17 protein-coding genes and 1 tRNA gene are annotated in these 15148 nt (G+C 68.4%); 13 read left to right on the top strand and 5 right to left on the bottom strand.

Annotated features, from left to right (window positions below; translation table 11 throughout):
* The first annotated feature begins 15 nt into the window (after positions 1-15).
* From ACZ1H8_RS04770 to hemW, 6 genes are all read left to right on the top strand, one after another.
* The gene (locus ACZ1H8_RS04770) at positions 16-240 is read left to right on the top strand and encodes a hypothetical protein (RefSeq protein WP_465180219.1); all 225 of its coding nucleotides are present in this window, start codon (positions 16-18) and stop codon (positions 238-240) included.
* The gene (locus tag ACZ1H8_RS04775; protein ID WP_465180220.1) at positions 221-1864 is read left to right on the top strand and encodes a hypothetical protein; all 1644 of its coding nucleotides are present in this window, start codon (positions 221-223) and stop codon (positions 1862-1864) included. Before ACZ1H8_RS04770 ends, ACZ1H8_RS04775 begins: the two co-directional genes overlap by 20 nt.
* 127 nt (positions 1865-1991) lie before the next feature.
* Positions 1992-2065, top strand: a tRNA-Gly gene (locus ACZ1H8_RS04780).
* Between the two features lie 167 nt (positions 2066-2232).
* Positions 2233-2421: a type II toxin-antitoxin system HicA family toxin gene (locus tag ACZ1H8_RS04785; protein ID WP_346247188.1), complete on the top strand. Its 189-nt coding sequence runs from the start codon at positions 2233-2235 to the stop codon at positions 2419-2421.
* A 29-nt stretch (positions 2422-2450) separates the two neighbouring features.
* Positions 2451-2846 carry a type II toxin-antitoxin system HicB family antitoxin gene (locus tag ACZ1H8_RS04790; RefSeq protein ID WP_465180221.1) on the top strand — a complete coding sequence of 132 codons (396 nt, stop codon included), beginning with the start codon at positions 2451-2453 and terminating at the stop codon, positions 2844-2846.
* A 62-nt stretch (positions 2847-2908) separates the two neighbouring features.
* Positions 2909-4093: a radical SAM family heme chaperone HemW gene (gene hemW, locus ACZ1H8_RS04795; protein WP_465180222.1), complete on the top strand. Its 1185-nt coding sequence runs from the start codon at positions 2909-2911 to the stop codon at positions 4091-4093.
* A gap of 39 nt (positions 4094-4132) precedes the next feature.
* Here hemW and ACZ1H8_RS04800 read toward each other — a convergent pair whose 3' ends face one another.
* Positions 4133-5326: a penicillin-binding protein activator gene (locus ACZ1H8_RS04800; protein ID WP_465180223.1), complete on the bottom strand. Its 1194-nt coding sequence runs from the start codon at positions 5324-5326 to the stop codon at positions 4133-4135.
* Positions 5327-5337: 11 nt separating this feature from the next.
* Here ACZ1H8_RS04800 and rsmI point away from each other — a divergent pair, with 11 nt between their 5' ends.
* From rsmI to ACZ1H8_RS04820, 4 genes are read left to right on the top strand one after another with little or no spacing between them, the layout of a single operon-like run.
* Positions 5338-6171, top strand: coding sequence for a 16S rRNA (cytidine(1402)-2'-O)-methyltransferase (rsmI, locus tag ACZ1H8_RS04805; RefSeq protein ID WP_465180224.1), 834 nt, complete (start codon positions 5338-5340; stop codon positions 6169-6171).
* Positions 6168-6536 (top strand): YraN family protein, encoded by a 369-nt coding sequence (locus tag ACZ1H8_RS04810; protein ID WP_465180225.1) that lies wholly within the window; start codon positions 6168-6170, stop codon positions 6534-6536. Before rsmI ends, ACZ1H8_RS04810 begins: the two co-directional genes overlap by 4 nt.
* 43 nt (positions 6537-6579) lie before the next feature.
* Positions 6580-7539 (top strand): glutathione synthase, encoded by a 960-nt coding sequence (gene gshB, locus ACZ1H8_RS04815; RefSeq protein ID WP_465180226.1) that lies wholly within the window; start codon positions 6580-6582, stop codon positions 7537-7539.
* An 8-nt stretch (positions 7540-7547) separates the two neighbouring features.
* Entirely contained in the window at positions 7548-8138 is a 591-nt protein-coding gene (locus ACZ1H8_RS04820; protein WP_465180227.1) for a DedA family protein, read from the top strand.
* 9 nt (positions 8139-8147) lie between these two features.
* Here ACZ1H8_RS04820 and ACZ1H8_RS04825 read toward each other — a convergent pair whose 3' ends face one another.
* From ACZ1H8_RS04825 to fsa, 3 genes are read right to left on the bottom strand one after another with little or no spacing between them, the layout of a single operon-like run.
* Complete coding sequence (locus ACZ1H8_RS04825; protein ID WP_465180228.1) at positions 8148-9038, bottom strand: tyrosine recombinase XerC; 891 nt, start codon at positions 9036-9038, stop codon at positions 8148-8150.
* On the bottom strand, positions 9035-9349 hold the full coding sequence (locus ACZ1H8_RS04830) for a hypothetical protein (RefSeq protein ID WP_465180229.1): 315 nt from the start codon (positions 9347-9349) through the stop codon (positions 9035-9037). The genes ACZ1H8_RS04825 and ACZ1H8_RS04830 overlap by 4 nt, the downstream gene beginning before the upstream one ends.
* A gap of 4 nt (positions 9350-9353) precedes the next feature.
* Positions 9354-10007 (bottom strand): fructose-6-phosphate aldolase, encoded by a 654-nt coding sequence (gene fsa, locus ACZ1H8_RS04835; RefSeq protein WP_465180230.1) that lies wholly within the window; start codon positions 10005-10007, stop codon positions 9354-9356.
* A 122-nt stretch (positions 10008-10129) separates the two neighbouring features.
* Between fsa and ACZ1H8_RS04840 the strand changes: the two genes are divergently transcribed.
* Complete coding sequence (locus tag ACZ1H8_RS04840) at positions 10130-10777, top strand: DUF2490 domain-containing protein (protein ID WP_465180231.1); 648 nt, start codon at positions 10130-10132, stop codon at positions 10775-10777.
* 16 nt (positions 10778-10793) lie between these two features.
* Here ACZ1H8_RS04840 and ACZ1H8_RS04845 read toward each other — a convergent pair whose 3' ends face one another.
* Positions 10794-11234, bottom strand: a complete 441-nt coding sequence (locus tag ACZ1H8_RS04845) for a hypothetical protein (protein WP_465180232.1) — start codon at positions 11232-11234, stop codon at positions 10794-10796.
* 75 nt (positions 11235-11309) lie between these two features.
* Between ACZ1H8_RS04845 and ACZ1H8_RS04850 the strand changes: the two genes are divergently transcribed.
* Both ACZ1H8_RS04850 and ACZ1H8_RS04855 read left to right on the top strand, forming a co-directional pair.
* Positions 11310-13481 carry a primosomal protein N' gene (locus tag ACZ1H8_RS04850; protein WP_465180233.1) on the top strand — a complete coding sequence of 724 codons (2172 nt, stop codon included), beginning with the start codon at positions 11310-11312 and terminating at the stop codon, positions 13479-13481.
* 43 nt (positions 13482-13524) lie between these two features.
* Positions 13525-15039 (top strand): tetratricopeptide repeat protein, encoded by a 1515-nt coding sequence (locus tag ACZ1H8_RS04855; protein ID WP_465180234.1) that lies wholly within the window; start codon positions 13525-13527, stop codon positions 15037-15039.
* Positions 15040-15148: the final 109 nt, after the last annotated feature.

The raw sequence follows: 15148 nt of genomic DNA on the forward strand, positions 1-15148 counted from the left end.
AGGATCCATTGATCGATGAATTTCTTGTCGAAAGTCGGGCGGATGACCGCGAGCGTCGCTGGTTGGAAAGATGCAGAGGGCCGTTTTGTAGAAGAGGTACGCGTAGGCGGTTTTTCGAACCTCGCCGAACTTCGATCATCGTCGACGCAGGACTTGGCGACGCTGGCGGACCGCCAGCCGCTGGTCCATGAAGCGACTTCACTGGGGGAGGGAATGCCGGATGTCCGGAACGGATCATGATGGTGCGCTGGCGGGAACGGTAGCGCCGGGTTTCGCGATTGCGCCGCTGGCGACGGCGCCCGTTTCAGGCAGTGCGCTGGTACCGGGCGAGGACGAACGCAGCGAGCATGAGGTCGTCTTTGCCTCGGTCGACCTGACCGCCTGGGCGGCGGCAGCGCTGACGGCGATCGACTCGCTGTTCCTTCTGGACCGGGTTGCCAAGATCCGCGCGGCCGACGCAGCTCTTGCGACCTCGCTGGAGGCGCATCGAAAGGCGCTGGTCGAGGCGATCGTCGCGAGCGTGCGGCCGGTCACGGGGAGTGCCGCAACGGCGGAGGAAGCAGAGGCGGCGCGTAAGGCGTGGCGTGCGACCTTGCAGCTACGCCTGGCGGCCGCCTGGCCGCAAAGCGGGAGCGCCATCTGGCAATTGCCCTTCACGCCCGCCATCGCTGCGCTCGATGCGGTGGCGCCGGTCGAACCCGACTCGATCTCGGCGGCGGCGCGCTGGTCCTATTCGGCGACCTTTGCGGACGTGCCCACCGCGCGCGACGAGTTTCGCGTTTCGGTCCTGATCAACGATGCGGAGCCGGCCACTGCGGCGCCGGTTCCACCCCCCAACCCCGCGCTGTTCCGGGCGCTGGCGCGGATGGTCAGCGCCTGGCCGGGGATCGAGCCGCAGCTCACTGCAGCGCTGACTGCGGAAAAGGTCGACACCCCGGTCGCGGTCGCCGCACTGGCGCGGGTCGATCGGTTGATCGGCGATCTGACCACCGCCTGGGCGGTGCCGGCCAAGCCCGTGGCGGCGGAGACGGCGCGTGCGCTCGACGCGACGACGGGCGAGGCGCAGCAATCGCGCTGGGACTATGCCTTCGACTTCGCCGCGCTGCCGGCGATGACCGCGACCCGCCGCGCCACCACGGGCGATCTGCCGCGCTGGCCGGCGATCGAGGGGTTTCGCACTCCCGAAGAGGACGACAAGGCGGTGGGCAGTTACGTCCCCGTCCAGTCGTCGCCATTGCGCGGGCTGACACTGCGCTGGGACGATTTGCCGATCCCGGTCGTGCAGGTCGTTCGCATTCAGGCGGAGCAGCGCCACGACTCGACCCCTGCCCATGCCGGCAAGATCGGGGTCGGCACTGCCGATCCTGCCTTCATCCTGCAGAGCCCGATCAGCCCCGTCGCGCCGCCGGTGGTCCCGGCGACCCGGATCGCTGGCAAGCCGTTCCAGGGCGAAAGCGGCTCAGCGACCCTTTCGGTGGCGATCGACACGGTGATCGCGGCACTGCTGATGCGCGACGCCCTGCCCGGCTACCGGCGGCCCGACCTCGCGATCCGGGTCGAGGCATCGCGTGTCCATCGCCTTGCCGACAATGGGCCCGAGATCGCGGTGCCGATCCTGCTGGCCGACACCCTGGTTTCGCAGCAGCCGACGGCGACGCCGCCCATGATGACGCCGCAGGCATGGCGCTCGAGCCTGGTCGAAGCGCTGGTCGCCTGGCACACGTCGGTCGCCGACCAGCCGGGCGGGATGCTGCGGCTGGCGCTCTCGCTGTCCCTGCCGGACTCCGCGCCGCGCGCGCCGCTGCTGCGGATCGACGCCATCGATATTCCCGTGCCGATCGAAAGCGGCGACTGGTGGCGATAGGCGCGACCGGCAGCCACCGGACCATTGACCACCGCCCGTCGCCTGTGGCAGGGGCAACGGCATCTGCCCGATCCCGGCCTTATGGCCGACCGGGCGGCTGGCAAGACTGACGCAAAATCAGACGCTTGCGGGTATAGCACAATGGTAGTGCAGCAGCCTTCCAAGCTGAATACACGGGTTCGATTCCCGTTACCCGCTCCAGCCACCTCTACAGCCAGGCTTTTACTATCCCACCTCTGATCCACGTTCTGCCCGGCGACGACCCGGGATGGCGAGGCTTGGATGACATGGCTTGCCCTCCGACGCGCGCAGTCTTGCGAGCAGCGCACGCCTTGTGTATATTCTACACATAACTTCGGAAGGCGGTGATGCGCAGCCGGGAAGTCATAAAACGCCTTCTGGCGCATGGTTGGGTCGAAGTGCGGCAGACCGGAAGCCACCGGCATTTTCGCCACCCGACCCTCCCCGGCACGGCGACGGTTCCACACCCCAAGAGCGACCTCCCGATCGGGACGCTCAAGAGCATAAGCAAGCAGACTGGAGTTCCCCTACCATGATCGGGGCTCGCCAGAGCAAGGAAGACGTGATGGCTACGGTATATTATCCGGCGATCATCGAGCGGGGCGACGACGGGTTCGGAGTATATTTTCCGGACCTGCCCGGCTGCGTCTCGGCGGGGCGCACCGTACAGGAAGCCGCGATCGGCGCCGAGGAAGCACTGCAGGGGCATCTTGCCGTGATGGCGGAATATGGCGACCCGTTCCCGGAAGCGTCGGAGCTGGACGCGGTTGGAGCCGCCGAAGGCAGCGTGGAGGTCGGCCGCATCCTGGTGCGCGGCGAACGACCCGGCAAATCGGTGCGCGTACAGATTTCGATGGAGGAAGGGCTGCTGGCGCGCATCGATCGCGTCGCTTCGAACCGCTCGCGCTTCCTCGCCGAGGCCGCACAGGCAAAGCTGGCGGCCACGGTCCAGTCGCCCTGAGGCCTGAGCGCGCTGCCGGCTGAACTTTACGCATCAGGCGGAGCGCGCTTTTCACCGCGCACATGCCTATATGCCGCCCCGATGACCTGCCGCTCGACACGATGACCGACACCACCCCTCCCCTCGCGCTTTACGTGCACTGGCCGTTCTGCGTGTCGAAATGCCCCTATTGCGACTTCAACAGCCATGTGCGCGAGTCGGTCGATCAGGCGGCTTGGCGCGCCGCGATGCTGGCGGATCTGGCGCATGAGGCGGACCTGCTGGCCGGTCGGCGCGTCTCGTCGATCTTCTTCGGGGGCGGCACGCCGTCGCTGATGCCGCCCGAGACGGTGGCGGCGGTGATCGCGGAAGCGGAGCGGCGCTGGGGGTTTAGCGACGGCGTCGAGATCACGCTGGAGGCCAACCCGTCCTCGGTCGAGGCGGCGCGCTTTGCCGATCTGGCGGCGGCGGGGGTCAATCGGGTGTCGCTGGGGCTGCAGGCCCTGGACGATGCCGCGCTGCGATTCCTGGGACGGGCGCACGGCGTCGACGAGGGGCTGGCGGCGCTGGCGACGGCGCAGTCGGTGTTCGATCGGGTGAGCTTCGACCTGATCTATGCCCGGCCGGATCAGACCCTGGCCGACTGGGAGGCCGAGCTGGCGCGCGCCATCGGCTTCGGGACCGAGCATCTGTCGCTGTACCAGTTGACGATCGAGCCGGGTACGCGCTTCGCGACCCTGTTCGAGAAGGGCGAGCTGGCTGCCTATGATCCCGATGCGGCGGCGGACCTGTTCGAGGCGACGCGGGCGATGACCGCGGCGGCGGGACTGCCGGCCTATGAGATTTCCAACCATGCCCGGCCGGGGGCGGAGAGCCGGCACAACCTGACCTATTGGCGCTATCTCGACTATGCCGGGATCGGCCCGGGCGCGCATGGTCGGCGCGGCGGCGCGGCGACGATCCGGCGCAAGAAGCCCGAAAACTGGATGAGCGCGGTCGAGCGCAACGCGCATGGCATCGAGCGCGAGGATGTGCTGACACCCGCAGAGCGCGGGGTCGAGGCGCTGCTGATGGGGTTGCGGCTGAACGAGGGCGTCGATCTGGCGCGGATCGCCGTTCTGGCCGGGGGCGAAGCGCCGGTCGATGCGGCGGCGGTAAAGCTGCTGGAGCGGCAGGGGCTGATGCAGCGGGACGGCGACAGGCTCCGCGTGACCGATGCGGGAATGCCGGTGCTGGAAGCGATTCTGCGCGAGGTCGTGCGGACCTGAAGGGCCTGCGCGACAATCGCCGCGCAGGCCCCGGTCGGATCAGTCGAGCTTGGTCGGCGCGGGCGACACGGTCACGACCGTCCCGCCGCGAATTTCCTGCACCTCGAGCGCGCGGTCGGCGACGCCGTCGCGGCCGAAGCGGAAGGCACCGTCGAGCCCGGCAAAGCTGCGCGAGGTCAGGTCGCGGATCGGGAACTCGCTGCCCGGGCGCCATTCGCGCGCCATGCGCACGGTCAGCAGCACCGCGTCATAGCCCAGCGTCGACAGGCGATAGGGCGCCACGCCGAAACGGGCGCGATACTTGCCGGCATAGGTGAGGTAGTAATTGTCGGGGACACTGGCGAACCAGGCACCATTCAGCGCGGCGTTGCGGCCGATGCCCGAATCGGTGTTCCACAATTCGGTGCCGAGCACCTTGGCCGCCTTGCCATTGGCCGAGCGGCGGATGATCTGAACCGCGCTGACGCCATTGGCGCCCGTGCCCGCGACCAGGATCGCCTGATAGGGCTGACGGTTGATCTTCGCCAGCGCGGTGGTCATCGAGCCGGGCCGGCTGTCATAGGTTTCCATCGCGGTCACCGTGCCGCCGGCCGATTCGACCGCGCGCAGCAATGCGGTGGAGGCCCGCTCGCCATAGAGGCCGCCGGGCACCAGGCCGGCAAACTGGGTCATCCCCTTCGACTTGGCATAGCTCACGACGCGTTCGATCGACTGGGCGGGCGAATAGCCGAGCACGAAGGTGCCGCCGCCGCCGACGGCGGTGTCGTTCGAGAAGCTGAGCACCGGCACCCGCGCGGCGCGGGCGATCGGCGCGACCTCGCGCGCATCCTCGGCCAGCAACGGGCCGAGGATCAGGCGGTTGCCGTCGGCGATCGCGCGCTGCGCCGCCTGCGCGGCACCGGCCGAGGTGTCGTAGCTGGTGATGCGGATATTGTCGGCATTGGTGTCGAGGATCGCGAGCTGGGTCGCATTTTCGAGCGACTTGCCGACGCCGGCGTTCGGACCGCTGAGCGGCACGAGCAGCGCGACGCGGTGCCGTTCGACATCCTGCGGCAGGCCCGGGGTGATCGGGCGGTCGGCGGGACGGTCGCGCGGCCGTTCGACCGGAGGCCGGTCCGGCGTCGAACCAACCCGCGGGCCGCCGACGCAGGCCGCTGCAAGAAAGCCCAGGCCGAGCACGGCCCAGCGGAGCGCTCCACGCAGCCCCTGTCGATTTGCGTCGCTGTCTGCCATGACTCTCCCCGATGAACTCAACTCTTACGCCCGGCCTCTATATCGTCGCCACGCCGATCGGCAATCTCGGCGACCTGTCTCCGCGCGCATCGCACATACTCCTGAACGCCGATGTGGTTGCGGTCGAGGACAGCCGTGTGACAGCCGGACTGTTTCGCCATCTGGGCGCGAAGGGGCGGATGACCCCCTATCACGACCATAATGCCGATGCGGTGCGCCCCGGGCTCGTCGCGCGCATGGCGAACGAGGTGGTGGCTTTGGTCAGCGATGCGGGCACGCCGCTGATCTCCGATCCCGGGTTCAAGCTGGTGCGCGATGCGCGCGCGGCGGGCCATGCGGTGACGACGATTCCGGGGCCGTGCGCGGGAATCGCCGCGCTGACGCTGGCGGGCCTGCCGACCGATCGCTTCCTGTTCATGGGCTTCCTGCCGTCGAAACAGCAGGCGCGCGCCCAGACGATCGCCGAGATTGCCGCGGTGCGCGCGACTCTGGTCTTCTACGAATCGGGTCCGCGCCTGTCGGCCGCGCTCGCCGCACTGGCCGAGGGTCTCGGCGACCGCGAAGCGGCAGTGGCGCGCGAGATCACCAAGAAATTCGAGGAATGCGTCACGGGCACGCTGGGCGAGCTGTCCGCACGCTATGCCGATGCGCCGCCCAAGGGCGAGATCGTCATCGTCGTCGCGCCGCCGGGCGAGGCCGCGCCGGCAAGCACGGAGGATGCCGATTCGGCGCTGGCCGAGGCGATGGTCCGCCTGCCCCCGGCCAAGGCGGCAGGGGAAGTCGCCAAGCGGCTGGGGCTGGACCGGCGCGAACTCTATGCCCGGGCGATGGCGCTGAAGGGATGAAGCGCCCTCCGTCCGAATCGCGGCGGGCTGCCGAGACGCGCGGCCGCGACGGCGAACGACGCGCCGCCTGGTGGCTGTGGCTGCGCGGATGGAAGATCCTCGACCGCCGGGTCCGCACGCCGGCAGGCGAGGTCGACCTGGTCGCGCGCAAGGGCAATCTGGTCGCCTTCGTCGAGGTAAAAACCCGCGCGACCGCCGCCGAACTCGACTTCGCGATCGACGAGCGGCGGCTGTCGCGGGTGGCGGCGGCGGCCGAGTATCTGATGCCGCGCTATGCCGGGCCGGGCGACGATATTCGCGTCGACGTGATCCTGATTGCCCCGCGCAGCCTGCCCCGCCATATCGAGAACGCGTGGATGGGGTGACTTATCCAAGTAAGTCACTTATGCAGCCCCCGGAGGTAGCCGAATGTCGCTCAACGTCGCCGTCCAGATGGATCCGCTCGATGCGATCAACATCGCAGGCGATTCGACCTTCGCGCTGATGCTGTCGGCGCAGGCTCGCGGGCATCGGCTGTTCCATTATGCGGCCGAAGACCTGAACTATTCGGACGGCCGGGTCTGGGCCAAGGCGCATCCGGTGACCGTCCAGCGGGTCGCGGGCGATCATTTCAGCTTCGCCGATCCGGTCAGCCTGGACCTGGGCGACGAGGCCGATGTCGTGCTGATGCGGCAGGATCCGCCGTTCGACCTGGGCTATATCACCGCGACCCACCTGCTCGAGCGGATCGCCGACCGGACCCTGGTGGTCAACGATCCGGCATCGGTACGCAATGCGCCCGAGAAGGTCTTCGTGCTGGACTATGCGCAGTATATGCCGCCGACGCTGGTGACGCGCAGCCTGGACGAGGCGCGCGCCTTCCTGGCGCAGCATGGCGAGATCGTCATCAAGCCGCTGCACGGCAATGGCGGCAAGGCGATCTTCAAGATCGGCCGCGACGGGGCGAACCTGTCCTCGCTGATCGAGGTGTTCAACACCGCCTATCGCGAACCGCACATGGTCCAGGCGTTCCTCCCCTCGGTCGCGGCCGGGGACAAAAGGATCGTCCTGGTCGACGGCGAGGTCGCCGGCGCGGTCAACCGCGTGCCGGGCGAGGGCGAGATCCGGTCGAACCTGGCGGTCGGCGGGACCGCGGCCAAGACCGAACTGACCGATCGCGAACGCGAGATCTGTGACGTGCTCGGCCCCGAGTTGAAGCGGCGCGGGCTGATCTTCGTCGGCATCGACGTGATCGGCGGCGAGTGGCTGACCGAGATCAACGTCACCTCGCCCACCGGCATCGTCGCGATCGACCGGTTCAACGGGACCGATACCGGCGCGATGATCTGGGACGCGATCGAGCGGCGCGTCGCCGCGATGAAGGGCTGACACCCATCATGGGCCAGTGGCTGGACTGGGGCTATTGGGGCGTCTTCCTGCTGATGCTGCTGGAGAATGTCGTCCCGCCGGTGCCGTCGGAAGCGATCATGAGCGTCGCCGGCGTCGCGGTGGCGCAGGGTCGGATGCATATCGTCCCGCTGCTGATCGCCGGCACGCTGGGCACGCTGCTGGGCAATCTGTTCTGGTGGGCGCTGTGCCGCACGCTGGGCTATGAGCGGCTCGAACCCTGGGTGAACCGCTGGGGCCGCTGGCTGACGCTCGAATGGGAGGATGTCGAGCGGATCAAGCGCTATTCGGACCGGTGGGGCGGGCTGACCGTCTTCGCCTTCCGCTTCCTGCCGGTGGGCCGGACGCTGATCTCGATCCCGGCGGGCCTGGTCCGGATGCCCTTCTGGACCTTCGTGTGCTTCACCACCGCGGGTAGCCTGATCTGGAATTTCCTGCTCGTCGGGCTCGGCTGGTGGCTGGGCGCGACCTTTCGCGAGATCGAGCATTGGGTGGCGCCGGTGGTGGTGGCGATCGTCGCCGGCATCCTGCTGGTCTATCTGTACCGCGTCCTGACCTGGAAGGCGCGCGCGCAGCGCTAGGCGGCGTGGTCAGGCGCGGGGGTGCGCCGACCGGTACACGTCGAGCAGGTGCGCGGCATCGACCGCGGTATAGATCTGGGTCGAGCTGAGGCTGGCATGGCCGAGCAGTTCCTGCAGCGCGCGCAGATCGGCGCCGCGGCCCAGCAGATGCGTCGCGAAACTGTGGCGCAGCGCATGCGGCGTGGTGCGGTCGGAAAGGCCGAGCGCGACCCGGGCCGAGCGGATCGACTTGCGGATCGCCCCGGGCGGCATCGGCCCGCCCTTGGCCCCGCGGAACAGCGGCGCGTCGCGCGACACGCCCCAGGGCGTCAGCGCGGCATAGGCCTGGATCGCCTCGCGCACCTGGGGCAGCAGCGGGACCATCCGCGTCTTGCCGCGCTTGCCGGTCACGCTCATCACCTCGCCCAGCGGCAGGATCGCGCCGGTCAGCCCGACCGCTTCGCCGATCCGCAGCCCCGCGCCGTAGAGGAGCAGCATCACCGCCCAGTCGCGCGCGGCGATCCAGGGCTCGTCGGCTTCCTCCGACACGCTTTCGGCCAGCGCGACCGCCTCGTGCGGCGCGATCGGGCGCGGGATCCCCTTCTTCACCCGCGGCCCGCGCAGCCGGGGCAGTTCCGCCCCCCCGCCCGTCGCCCATTTGAGGAAGCCGCGCACCGCCGACAGCTCGCGCGCGGCCGAGACATTCTCCAGCCCCTCGGTCCGCCGCGCGGCGAGAAAGGCGCGCAGGTCGGCGGCGCTCACCTTGGCCAGCGCCGCTCGATCGACCTCCCCGCCCCAGTGCTGCCGCAGAAAAGCGAGCAGCCGCTCGGCCGTCGCCTGATAGGCGCGCACCGTGTGGACCGAGCGCCGCCGGTCACGCGACAGATGGTCGGCATAGAGCAAGGGCAGCGGGCGGCTCATCCCCCGGCGCCGCCTTCGGGTGTCGGCAGCGAGTCGAGGTCGACCGCAGCGCGAAACGCCTGCCAGTCTTCCCAGACATGCTCGGGATCGAGATCGTCATAGCCGCGCGCCTCGGCCATGCGGCGCGCCACATCGGCGGGCATGGCCATGCACACCGCACCGTCGCGGATTGCCAGCACCTCCGCCTCGTCCAGCTCGGCGCCCTTGGCCGATCGCGCCGCGACCAGCAGCGCGACCAGCGCGGGGATCGGGACGATCAGCACATCGTCCCCGGCATCGGCCGGTACGGGCGCGTCGCCGGGGACGGTCATGGCGTCAGGCGATCTTCTGGCCCGACTTCGCCCAGTCGGCCATGAAGCCCTCGATGCCCTTGTCGGTCAGCGGGTGCTTGACCAGCTGCTTGATCACCGCCGGCGGCGCGGTCATCACGTCGGCACCGATCTTGGCGGCTTCGAGTACATGGACCGGGTGACGCACGCTGGCGACCAGGATCTCGGTGTCGAAGGCGTAATTGTCATAGATCAGGCGGATGTCGCCGATCAGCTGCATGCCGTCAAAGCCGACATCGTCGTGACGGCCGACGAAGGGCGAGACGAAGGTCGCGCCGGCCTTGGCCGCCAGCAGCGCCTGGTTGGCCGAGAAGCACAGGGTCACGTTCACCATCGTCCCGTCGTCGGTCAGCGTCTTGCACGCCTTCAAGCCGTCGATCGTCAGCGGCACCTTGACCGCGACATTGTCGGCGATCTTTCGGACGATCTCGGCCTCGCGCATCATGCCGTCATAGTCGAGCGCGACCACCTCGGCCGAGACCGGGCCGTCGACGAGCCCGCAAATCTCGCGCACCACTTCCAGGAAGTCGCGGCCCGACTTGTTGATCAGCGAGGGGTTGGTCGTCACACCATCGAGCAGGCCGGCATCGGCAAGGTCGCGGATGTCGTTGGTGTCTGCGGTATCGGCGAAGAATTTCATCTGGAGTCCTTTTACGCAACGATGACGGTTATGTGACGGATTGTTGCTGGCCGTCCGAATCGAGGCCCTCTATAGCCCCCTCGACGCCGACGCACAGCCGGAGCCTGACCTTGCGACGCATCTTGTCCCTGATTGTTCCGCTTGCGATCGGCACCCCGGCCTGGGCGCAGGAAGCCGACACCCAGCTCTGGACACAGGCGAATGTCAGCAAGAAGGTGGCGAAAGACGTCACGCTGACCGTCGAGGGCATTGCGCGGTGGAGCGACAATGTCGGCGGGCTGTTCCACACCGAACTCGGCGGACTGGTCGCCTGGGACGCCACCGACTCGATCGAGGTCGCGATCGGATATCGCCACACGACCGCCCATAATGATTCGGGGATCGAACCGAACGAGGAGCGGCTGCGCCAGCACGTCGTGTTCCAGCTGGGCAACGGCTTCGCGACGCGCCTCCGGTTCGAGGAGCGGTTCCATTCCGAGGGCGGCGAGGTCGGCTTCCGCCTGCGTCCGCAGCTTCGCTACACCCATGACCTGGGCGACAAGGGGTTCAAGCTGTTCGCCACGCACGAGAGCTTCGTGAACTTCAACACGACCGACTGGGGCCAGCGTGGCGGGCTGGAGCGCGTGCGCCATACGATCGGCATCACGGTTCCGATCACCGAGCATCTCGACGGCGATTTCGGCTATCTCAATCAATATCGGTTCGGCCGCGACGGCGACGAGGACCAGATCGAACACGCCATCAGCGTCACGATGAACCTGGACCTGTAAGCGCCGGTATCGGAACTCAGTCCGGCGCGACCAGCATGACCCGCGCCTCGGGCTTTTTCAGGCCGGTCAGCACCAGGCGGTAGCTGCCGGGCTGAAGCTGGAAACGGACGATCTTGCGGATCGTGCTGCACTCCGGGCCATGGCCGTGGGCGACCGACCGCAGCGCGGCACCGCCCGCGCCCGGTACAACATCGATCCAGCCGGCCTGATCGAGGGCGATGCCATAGCTGCCGGCGGTCGCGACACGGAAGTCGACCGCTGCCGCGCCGCCGGGCTTGGCGTCCTTCGGCAGGTTGGACAGCGTCGCCGCATCCACCGCCTTCAGCGTCACCGCCTTGCCCGGGTCGAGCGTGGTCGCGGTCGCCGGTGCGGTCCATCCCGCAAGCGGCGCCGACAGGGTCGCGTCCATCGCGGTGCAGGGGGCAGTCTGGGCGAGAAGCAGGGCAGCCAGGATCATCGTCACGAACTCCGAACATCGAGGCGCCCAAGATACGGGATTCCAACCGCCCCAGAAATCCCCATATGAGGCGACATGCCCGGCAATCGCGCTCGCGTCATCGTCATGAATTCCGCGCTCGGCCCGCTCGACTATCGCGTTCCCCAAGGGATGCAGGTCGAGCCGGGGTCGATCGTCGTCGCGCCGCTGGGCCCGCGCCAGCTGGCGGGGGTCGTGTGGGAGGCGGATCGCCTGCCGACCGAGGAGGTGGGCGACAATCGGCTGCGCAACCTGATGGGGGTCGCCGACGCGCCGCCGATCCCCGAGGCGGTGCGCCGCCTGGTCGAATGGACCTCGGACTATTATCTCGCGCCGCTGGCCGGGGTGCTGCGCATGGCGCTGTCCTCGTCCGCCGCGTTCGAGAGCGCGCCGACCATCGTCGAATATCGCGCGACCGGCCAGTTGCCCGACCGTATGACGCCGCAGCGCGAACAGGCGCTGGAGCGGATCGGCGACCGCCAGGGGCTGGTGCGCGAACTGGCGACGATCGCCGACGTTTCCGACGGCGTGATCCGCGGGCTGATCAAGCAGGGCGCGATCGAATCGGTCGTGGTCGACACCGACAGCCCCTATCCACGCCCCGACCCGGGCTTTGCCCCGCCGCATCTGAACCCGGCCCAGGCCGATGTCGCCAGCATCCTGCGCCAGGCGGTCGGCTCCGAAAGCTTCCAGCCTTTCCTGCTCGACGGCGTCACCGGATCGGGCAAGACCGAAGTCTATTTCGAGGCGATCGCCGCCGCCATCGCCGCGGGCAAGCAGAGCCTGGTGCTGCTGCCCGAGATCGCGCTGACCGAGCCGTTCTTGACGCGCTTCGCCAAAAGGTTCGGCTGCGAGCCGGTCGCCTGGCATTCGGGCCTGCGCACCTCGCAGCGCCGGCGCGCCTGGCGGGCAATCTCGCGCGGCGAGGCGCTGGTCACCGTCGGCGCGCGATCGGCCCTGTTCCTGCCCTATCCCGATCTGGGCGTGATCGTCGTCGACGAGGCGCACGAGACCAGCTTCAAGCAGGAATCGGACGTGCATTATCATGCGCGCGACGTCGCGGTGATGCGCGGCAAGTTCCAGAATTGCCCGGTGATCCTCGCCTCGGCCACGCCGGCGATCGAGACGCGCAACCAGGTCGAATTGGGCCGGTACGAGGAGCTGAAGCTGCCCGGCCGATACGGCAAGGCCGAACTGCCCGCGATCGAGGCGATCGACCTGATCCAGGAGCCTCCGGCCCGCGGTCGCTGGCTGTCGCCCCGGCTGGTGGTGGCGATCGACGCCGCGCTGGAGCGCAAGGAACAGGCGCTGCTGTTCCTCAACCGGCGCGGCTATGCCCCGCTGACCTTGTGCCGCACCTGCGGCCACCGCTTCCAATGCCCCAATTGCACCGCCTGGATGGTCGAGCACCGGCTGATCCGCCGGCTGACCTGCCATCATTGCGGCCACACCTTGCCCACCCCCGAAATCTGTCCGGAATGCGAGGCGGAGGACAGCCTGGTCGCGTGCGGCCCCGGCGTCGAGCGGATCGCCGACGAGGCCAAGGCGCTGTGGCCCAACGCCAATATCGCCATCGTCACCTCGGACACGCTCTGGTCGCCGGCCAAGGCGGCGGAGTTCGTCCGGCGGATGGAGCATGGCGAGATCGACATCGTCGTCGGCACCCAGCTGGTGACCAAGGGTTATCACTTCCCCGACCTGACCGTGGTCGGGGTGGTCGATGCCGATCTCGGGCTGGACGGCGGCGACCTGCGCGCGGCCGAGCGGACCTTCCAGCAGATCATGCAGGTGTCGGGCCGAGCCGGACGCGGCGAGAAACCGGGGACCGTGTTCATCCAGACCCACTCGCCCGATGCGCAGGTGATGCAGGCGCTGGTCAGCGGCGATGCCGAGGCGTTCTACGCCGCCGAGACCGAGGCGCGCCGCGACGCCGGGGCCCCGCCCTTCGGCCGCTATGCCGCGATCATCGTCTCGTCGGAGGACAAGCAGGCCGCCGAGGATGTCGCCCAGCGGATCGGCCGCACCGCGCCGCGGCTGGACGAGATGACGGTCTATGGCCCCGCCCCCGCCCCGCTGGCGATGCTGCGCGGCCGCCACCGCTACCGCCTGCTGGTCCATGCCCGCCGCGCCTTCGATGTCCAGGACATGATCCGCGAGTGGCTGGGCGGCCTGGAGTGGTCGGCCAAGGTTAGGGTCATTGTGGATGTTGATCCCTATAGCTTCGTCTGAGGCCGGGACTTAGGCTGCCTCCGGTCTGGGGGGAGGACGATCGGTGCTGCGCATTCTGTTAGGGCTGGTGATGCTGTCGTGCTGGGCGACGACCGCCCGCGCCGACTGGCATGAGGTCAGCAGCCCGCACTTCGTGATCTATGCCAATGACCGGCCCGACCGGATCCGGAAGTTCGCCGAGACGCTGGAGCGGTACGACCAGGCCGTCCGCCTCTATCGCAGCCTGCCCAACGAGCCGGTCGCGCCCGCCGGCCGGCTGACCATCTATGTCCTGGGATCGGCGAACCAGATGACGCGGCTCAGCGGGTCGCAGATGGTCGCGGGCTTCTATATCGGCCGAGCCAGCGGTTCGGTCGCGTTCGTTCCACGGCTCAACAGCGGCGGCGGCGAGATGCTCGACGGACAGCTGGTGCTGTTCCACGAATATACCCATCACATGATGTTCTCGATCTTCGCCCAGGCGGCCTTCCCGGCCTGGCTGGTCGAGGGCTGGGCCGAGTATCACGCCACCGCGAAGGTGAATGCCGACGGATCGGTGACCTTCGGAATCGCGGCCAATCACCGGGCAATGGGCATCCTGGAAAATGCGATGCCGCTGACCACATTGCTCGATGGCAAGCGGCAGCGCATGAGCGACCAGCAAGCCAATTCCTTCTACGGCCGCAGCTGGCTGCTGACCCATTATCTGACCTTCGACGGCACCCGCCGCGATCAGTTCACCCGCTATATTCGCGCGATCAACGAAGGCACGTCCGCCGACGAGGCCAGCAAGCTGTTCGGCGACCTGAAACAACTCGACCGTGAACTGGACCGCTACGCCCGCGGCAGCCTGATCGGCCGCACCATTCCCGCGGACCGCATCAGGGTCGGGACGGTCACCGACCGACCGCTGAGCGCGGGAGAGGCGGCGGTGATGCAGGCGCGGATACAGTCGCACCGCGGCGTCGACGAGAAATCGGCCCCCGGCGTCTATGCCACGGCCAGGAAGGCCGCCGCCGCCTTCCCCGACGACCCCGGCGCGCAGATCGCACTGGCCGAGGCTGCCTATGACGCCGACGATTACGAAGCGGCGCTGGCTGCCTGCGATCGCGCCTTGAAGACAGATCCCAAGGCGATGGAAGCGCTGATCTACAAGGCGATGACGATGATGGCGATCGCCGCGCGCGACAAGGACACCAGCCCCGCCCGCTGGAGCGCGATCCGCAAGGTCATCGGCGCGGCGAACCGGCTGGACCCGGAACATCCGGAACCGCTGATCCTCTATTATCGCAGCTTCATCGGCGCCGAACAGCCGCCGAGCGAGCTGGCCAAGGACGGGCTGATGAAGGCGTTTCAGCTCGCCCCGTTCGACGAAGGGCTGCGGCTGAACGCGGCATCGATGCTGATCGACGACGGCAAGCCGGCGGTGGCGCGCACCATCCTGTTGGCGCTGGCCAACCATCCGCATGATACGGCGGAAGCGAAGACCGCGCGCGAGATGATCGCGAGCATCGACAAGGGCGACGACGAGTCAAAGGCGCCTGAGGCCACAGCGGCCGCGGCGAAACCGGCGGGCTGACGCCTTGATGGCCCTGCCGCGTCTCCTTCGGCTCGCCTCGGCAATTTCGTGAACCGCCACCTTGAACCCGCCCGGCTTTTCGCCGAAATGCCGGGCGACAAGTCCATGG

This window comes from Sphingomonas sp. BL-S-25 (assembly GCF_055521555.1).

Coding starts and splice junctions, on each gene's coding strand:
- ACZ1H8_RS04775 (WP_465180220.1), top strand. CDS start 221: ATGTCCGGAACGGATCATGATGGTGCGCTGGCGGGAACGGTAGCGCCG.
- gshB (WP_465180226.1), top strand. CDS start 6,580: ATGTCGCTCAACGTCGCCGTCCAGATGGATCCGCTCGATGCGATCAAC.
- hemW (WP_465180222.1), top strand. CDS start 2,909: ATGCCTATATGCCGCCCCGATGACCTGCCGCTCGACACGATGACCGAC.
- ACZ1H8_RS04825 (WP_465180228.1), bottom strand. CDS start 9,038: ATGAGCCGCCCGCTGCCCTTGCTCTATGCCGACCATCTGTCGCGTGAC.
- ACZ1H8_RS04845 (WP_465180232.1), bottom strand. CDS start 11,234: ATGATCCTGGCTGCCCTGCTTCTCGCCCAGACTGCCCCCTGCACCGCG.
- ACZ1H8_RS04785 (WP_346247188.1), top strand. CDS start 2,233: ATGCGCAGCCGGGAAGTCATAAAACGCCTTCTGGCGCATGGTTGGGTC.
- ACZ1H8_RS04800 (WP_465180223.1), bottom strand. CDS start 5,326: ATGGCAGACAGCGACGCAAATCGACAGGGGCTGCGTGGAGCGCTCCGC.
- ACZ1H8_RS04820 (WP_465180227.1), top strand. CDS start 7,548: ATGGGCCAGTGGCTGGACTGGGGCTATTGGGGCGTCTTCCTGCTGATG.
- ACZ1H8_RS04850 (WP_465180233.1), top strand. CDS start 11,310: ATGCCCGGCAATCGCGCTCGCGTCATCGTCATGAATTCCGCGCTCGGC.
- rsmI (WP_465180224.1), top strand. CDS start 5,338: ATGAACTCAACTCTTACGCCCGGCCTCTATATCGTCGCCACGCCGATC.
- fsa (WP_465180230.1), bottom strand. CDS start 10,007: ATGAAATTCTTCGCCGATACCGCAGACACCAACGACATCCGCGACCTT.
- ACZ1H8_RS04810 (WP_465180225.1), top strand. CDS start 6,168: ATGAAGCGCCCTCCGTCCGAATCGCGGCGGGCTGCCGAGACGCGCGGC.
- ACZ1H8_RS04790 (WP_465180221.1), top strand. CDS start 2,451: ATGGCTACGGTATATTATCCGGCGATCATCGAGCGGGGCGACGACGGG.
- ACZ1H8_RS04770 (WP_465180219.1), top strand. CDS start 16: ATGAATTTCTTGTCGAAAGTCGGGCGGATGACCGCGAGCGTCGCTGGT.
- ACZ1H8_RS04830 (WP_465180229.1), bottom strand. CDS start 9,349: ATGACCGTCCCCGGCGACGCGCCCGTACCGGCCGATGCCGGGGACGAT.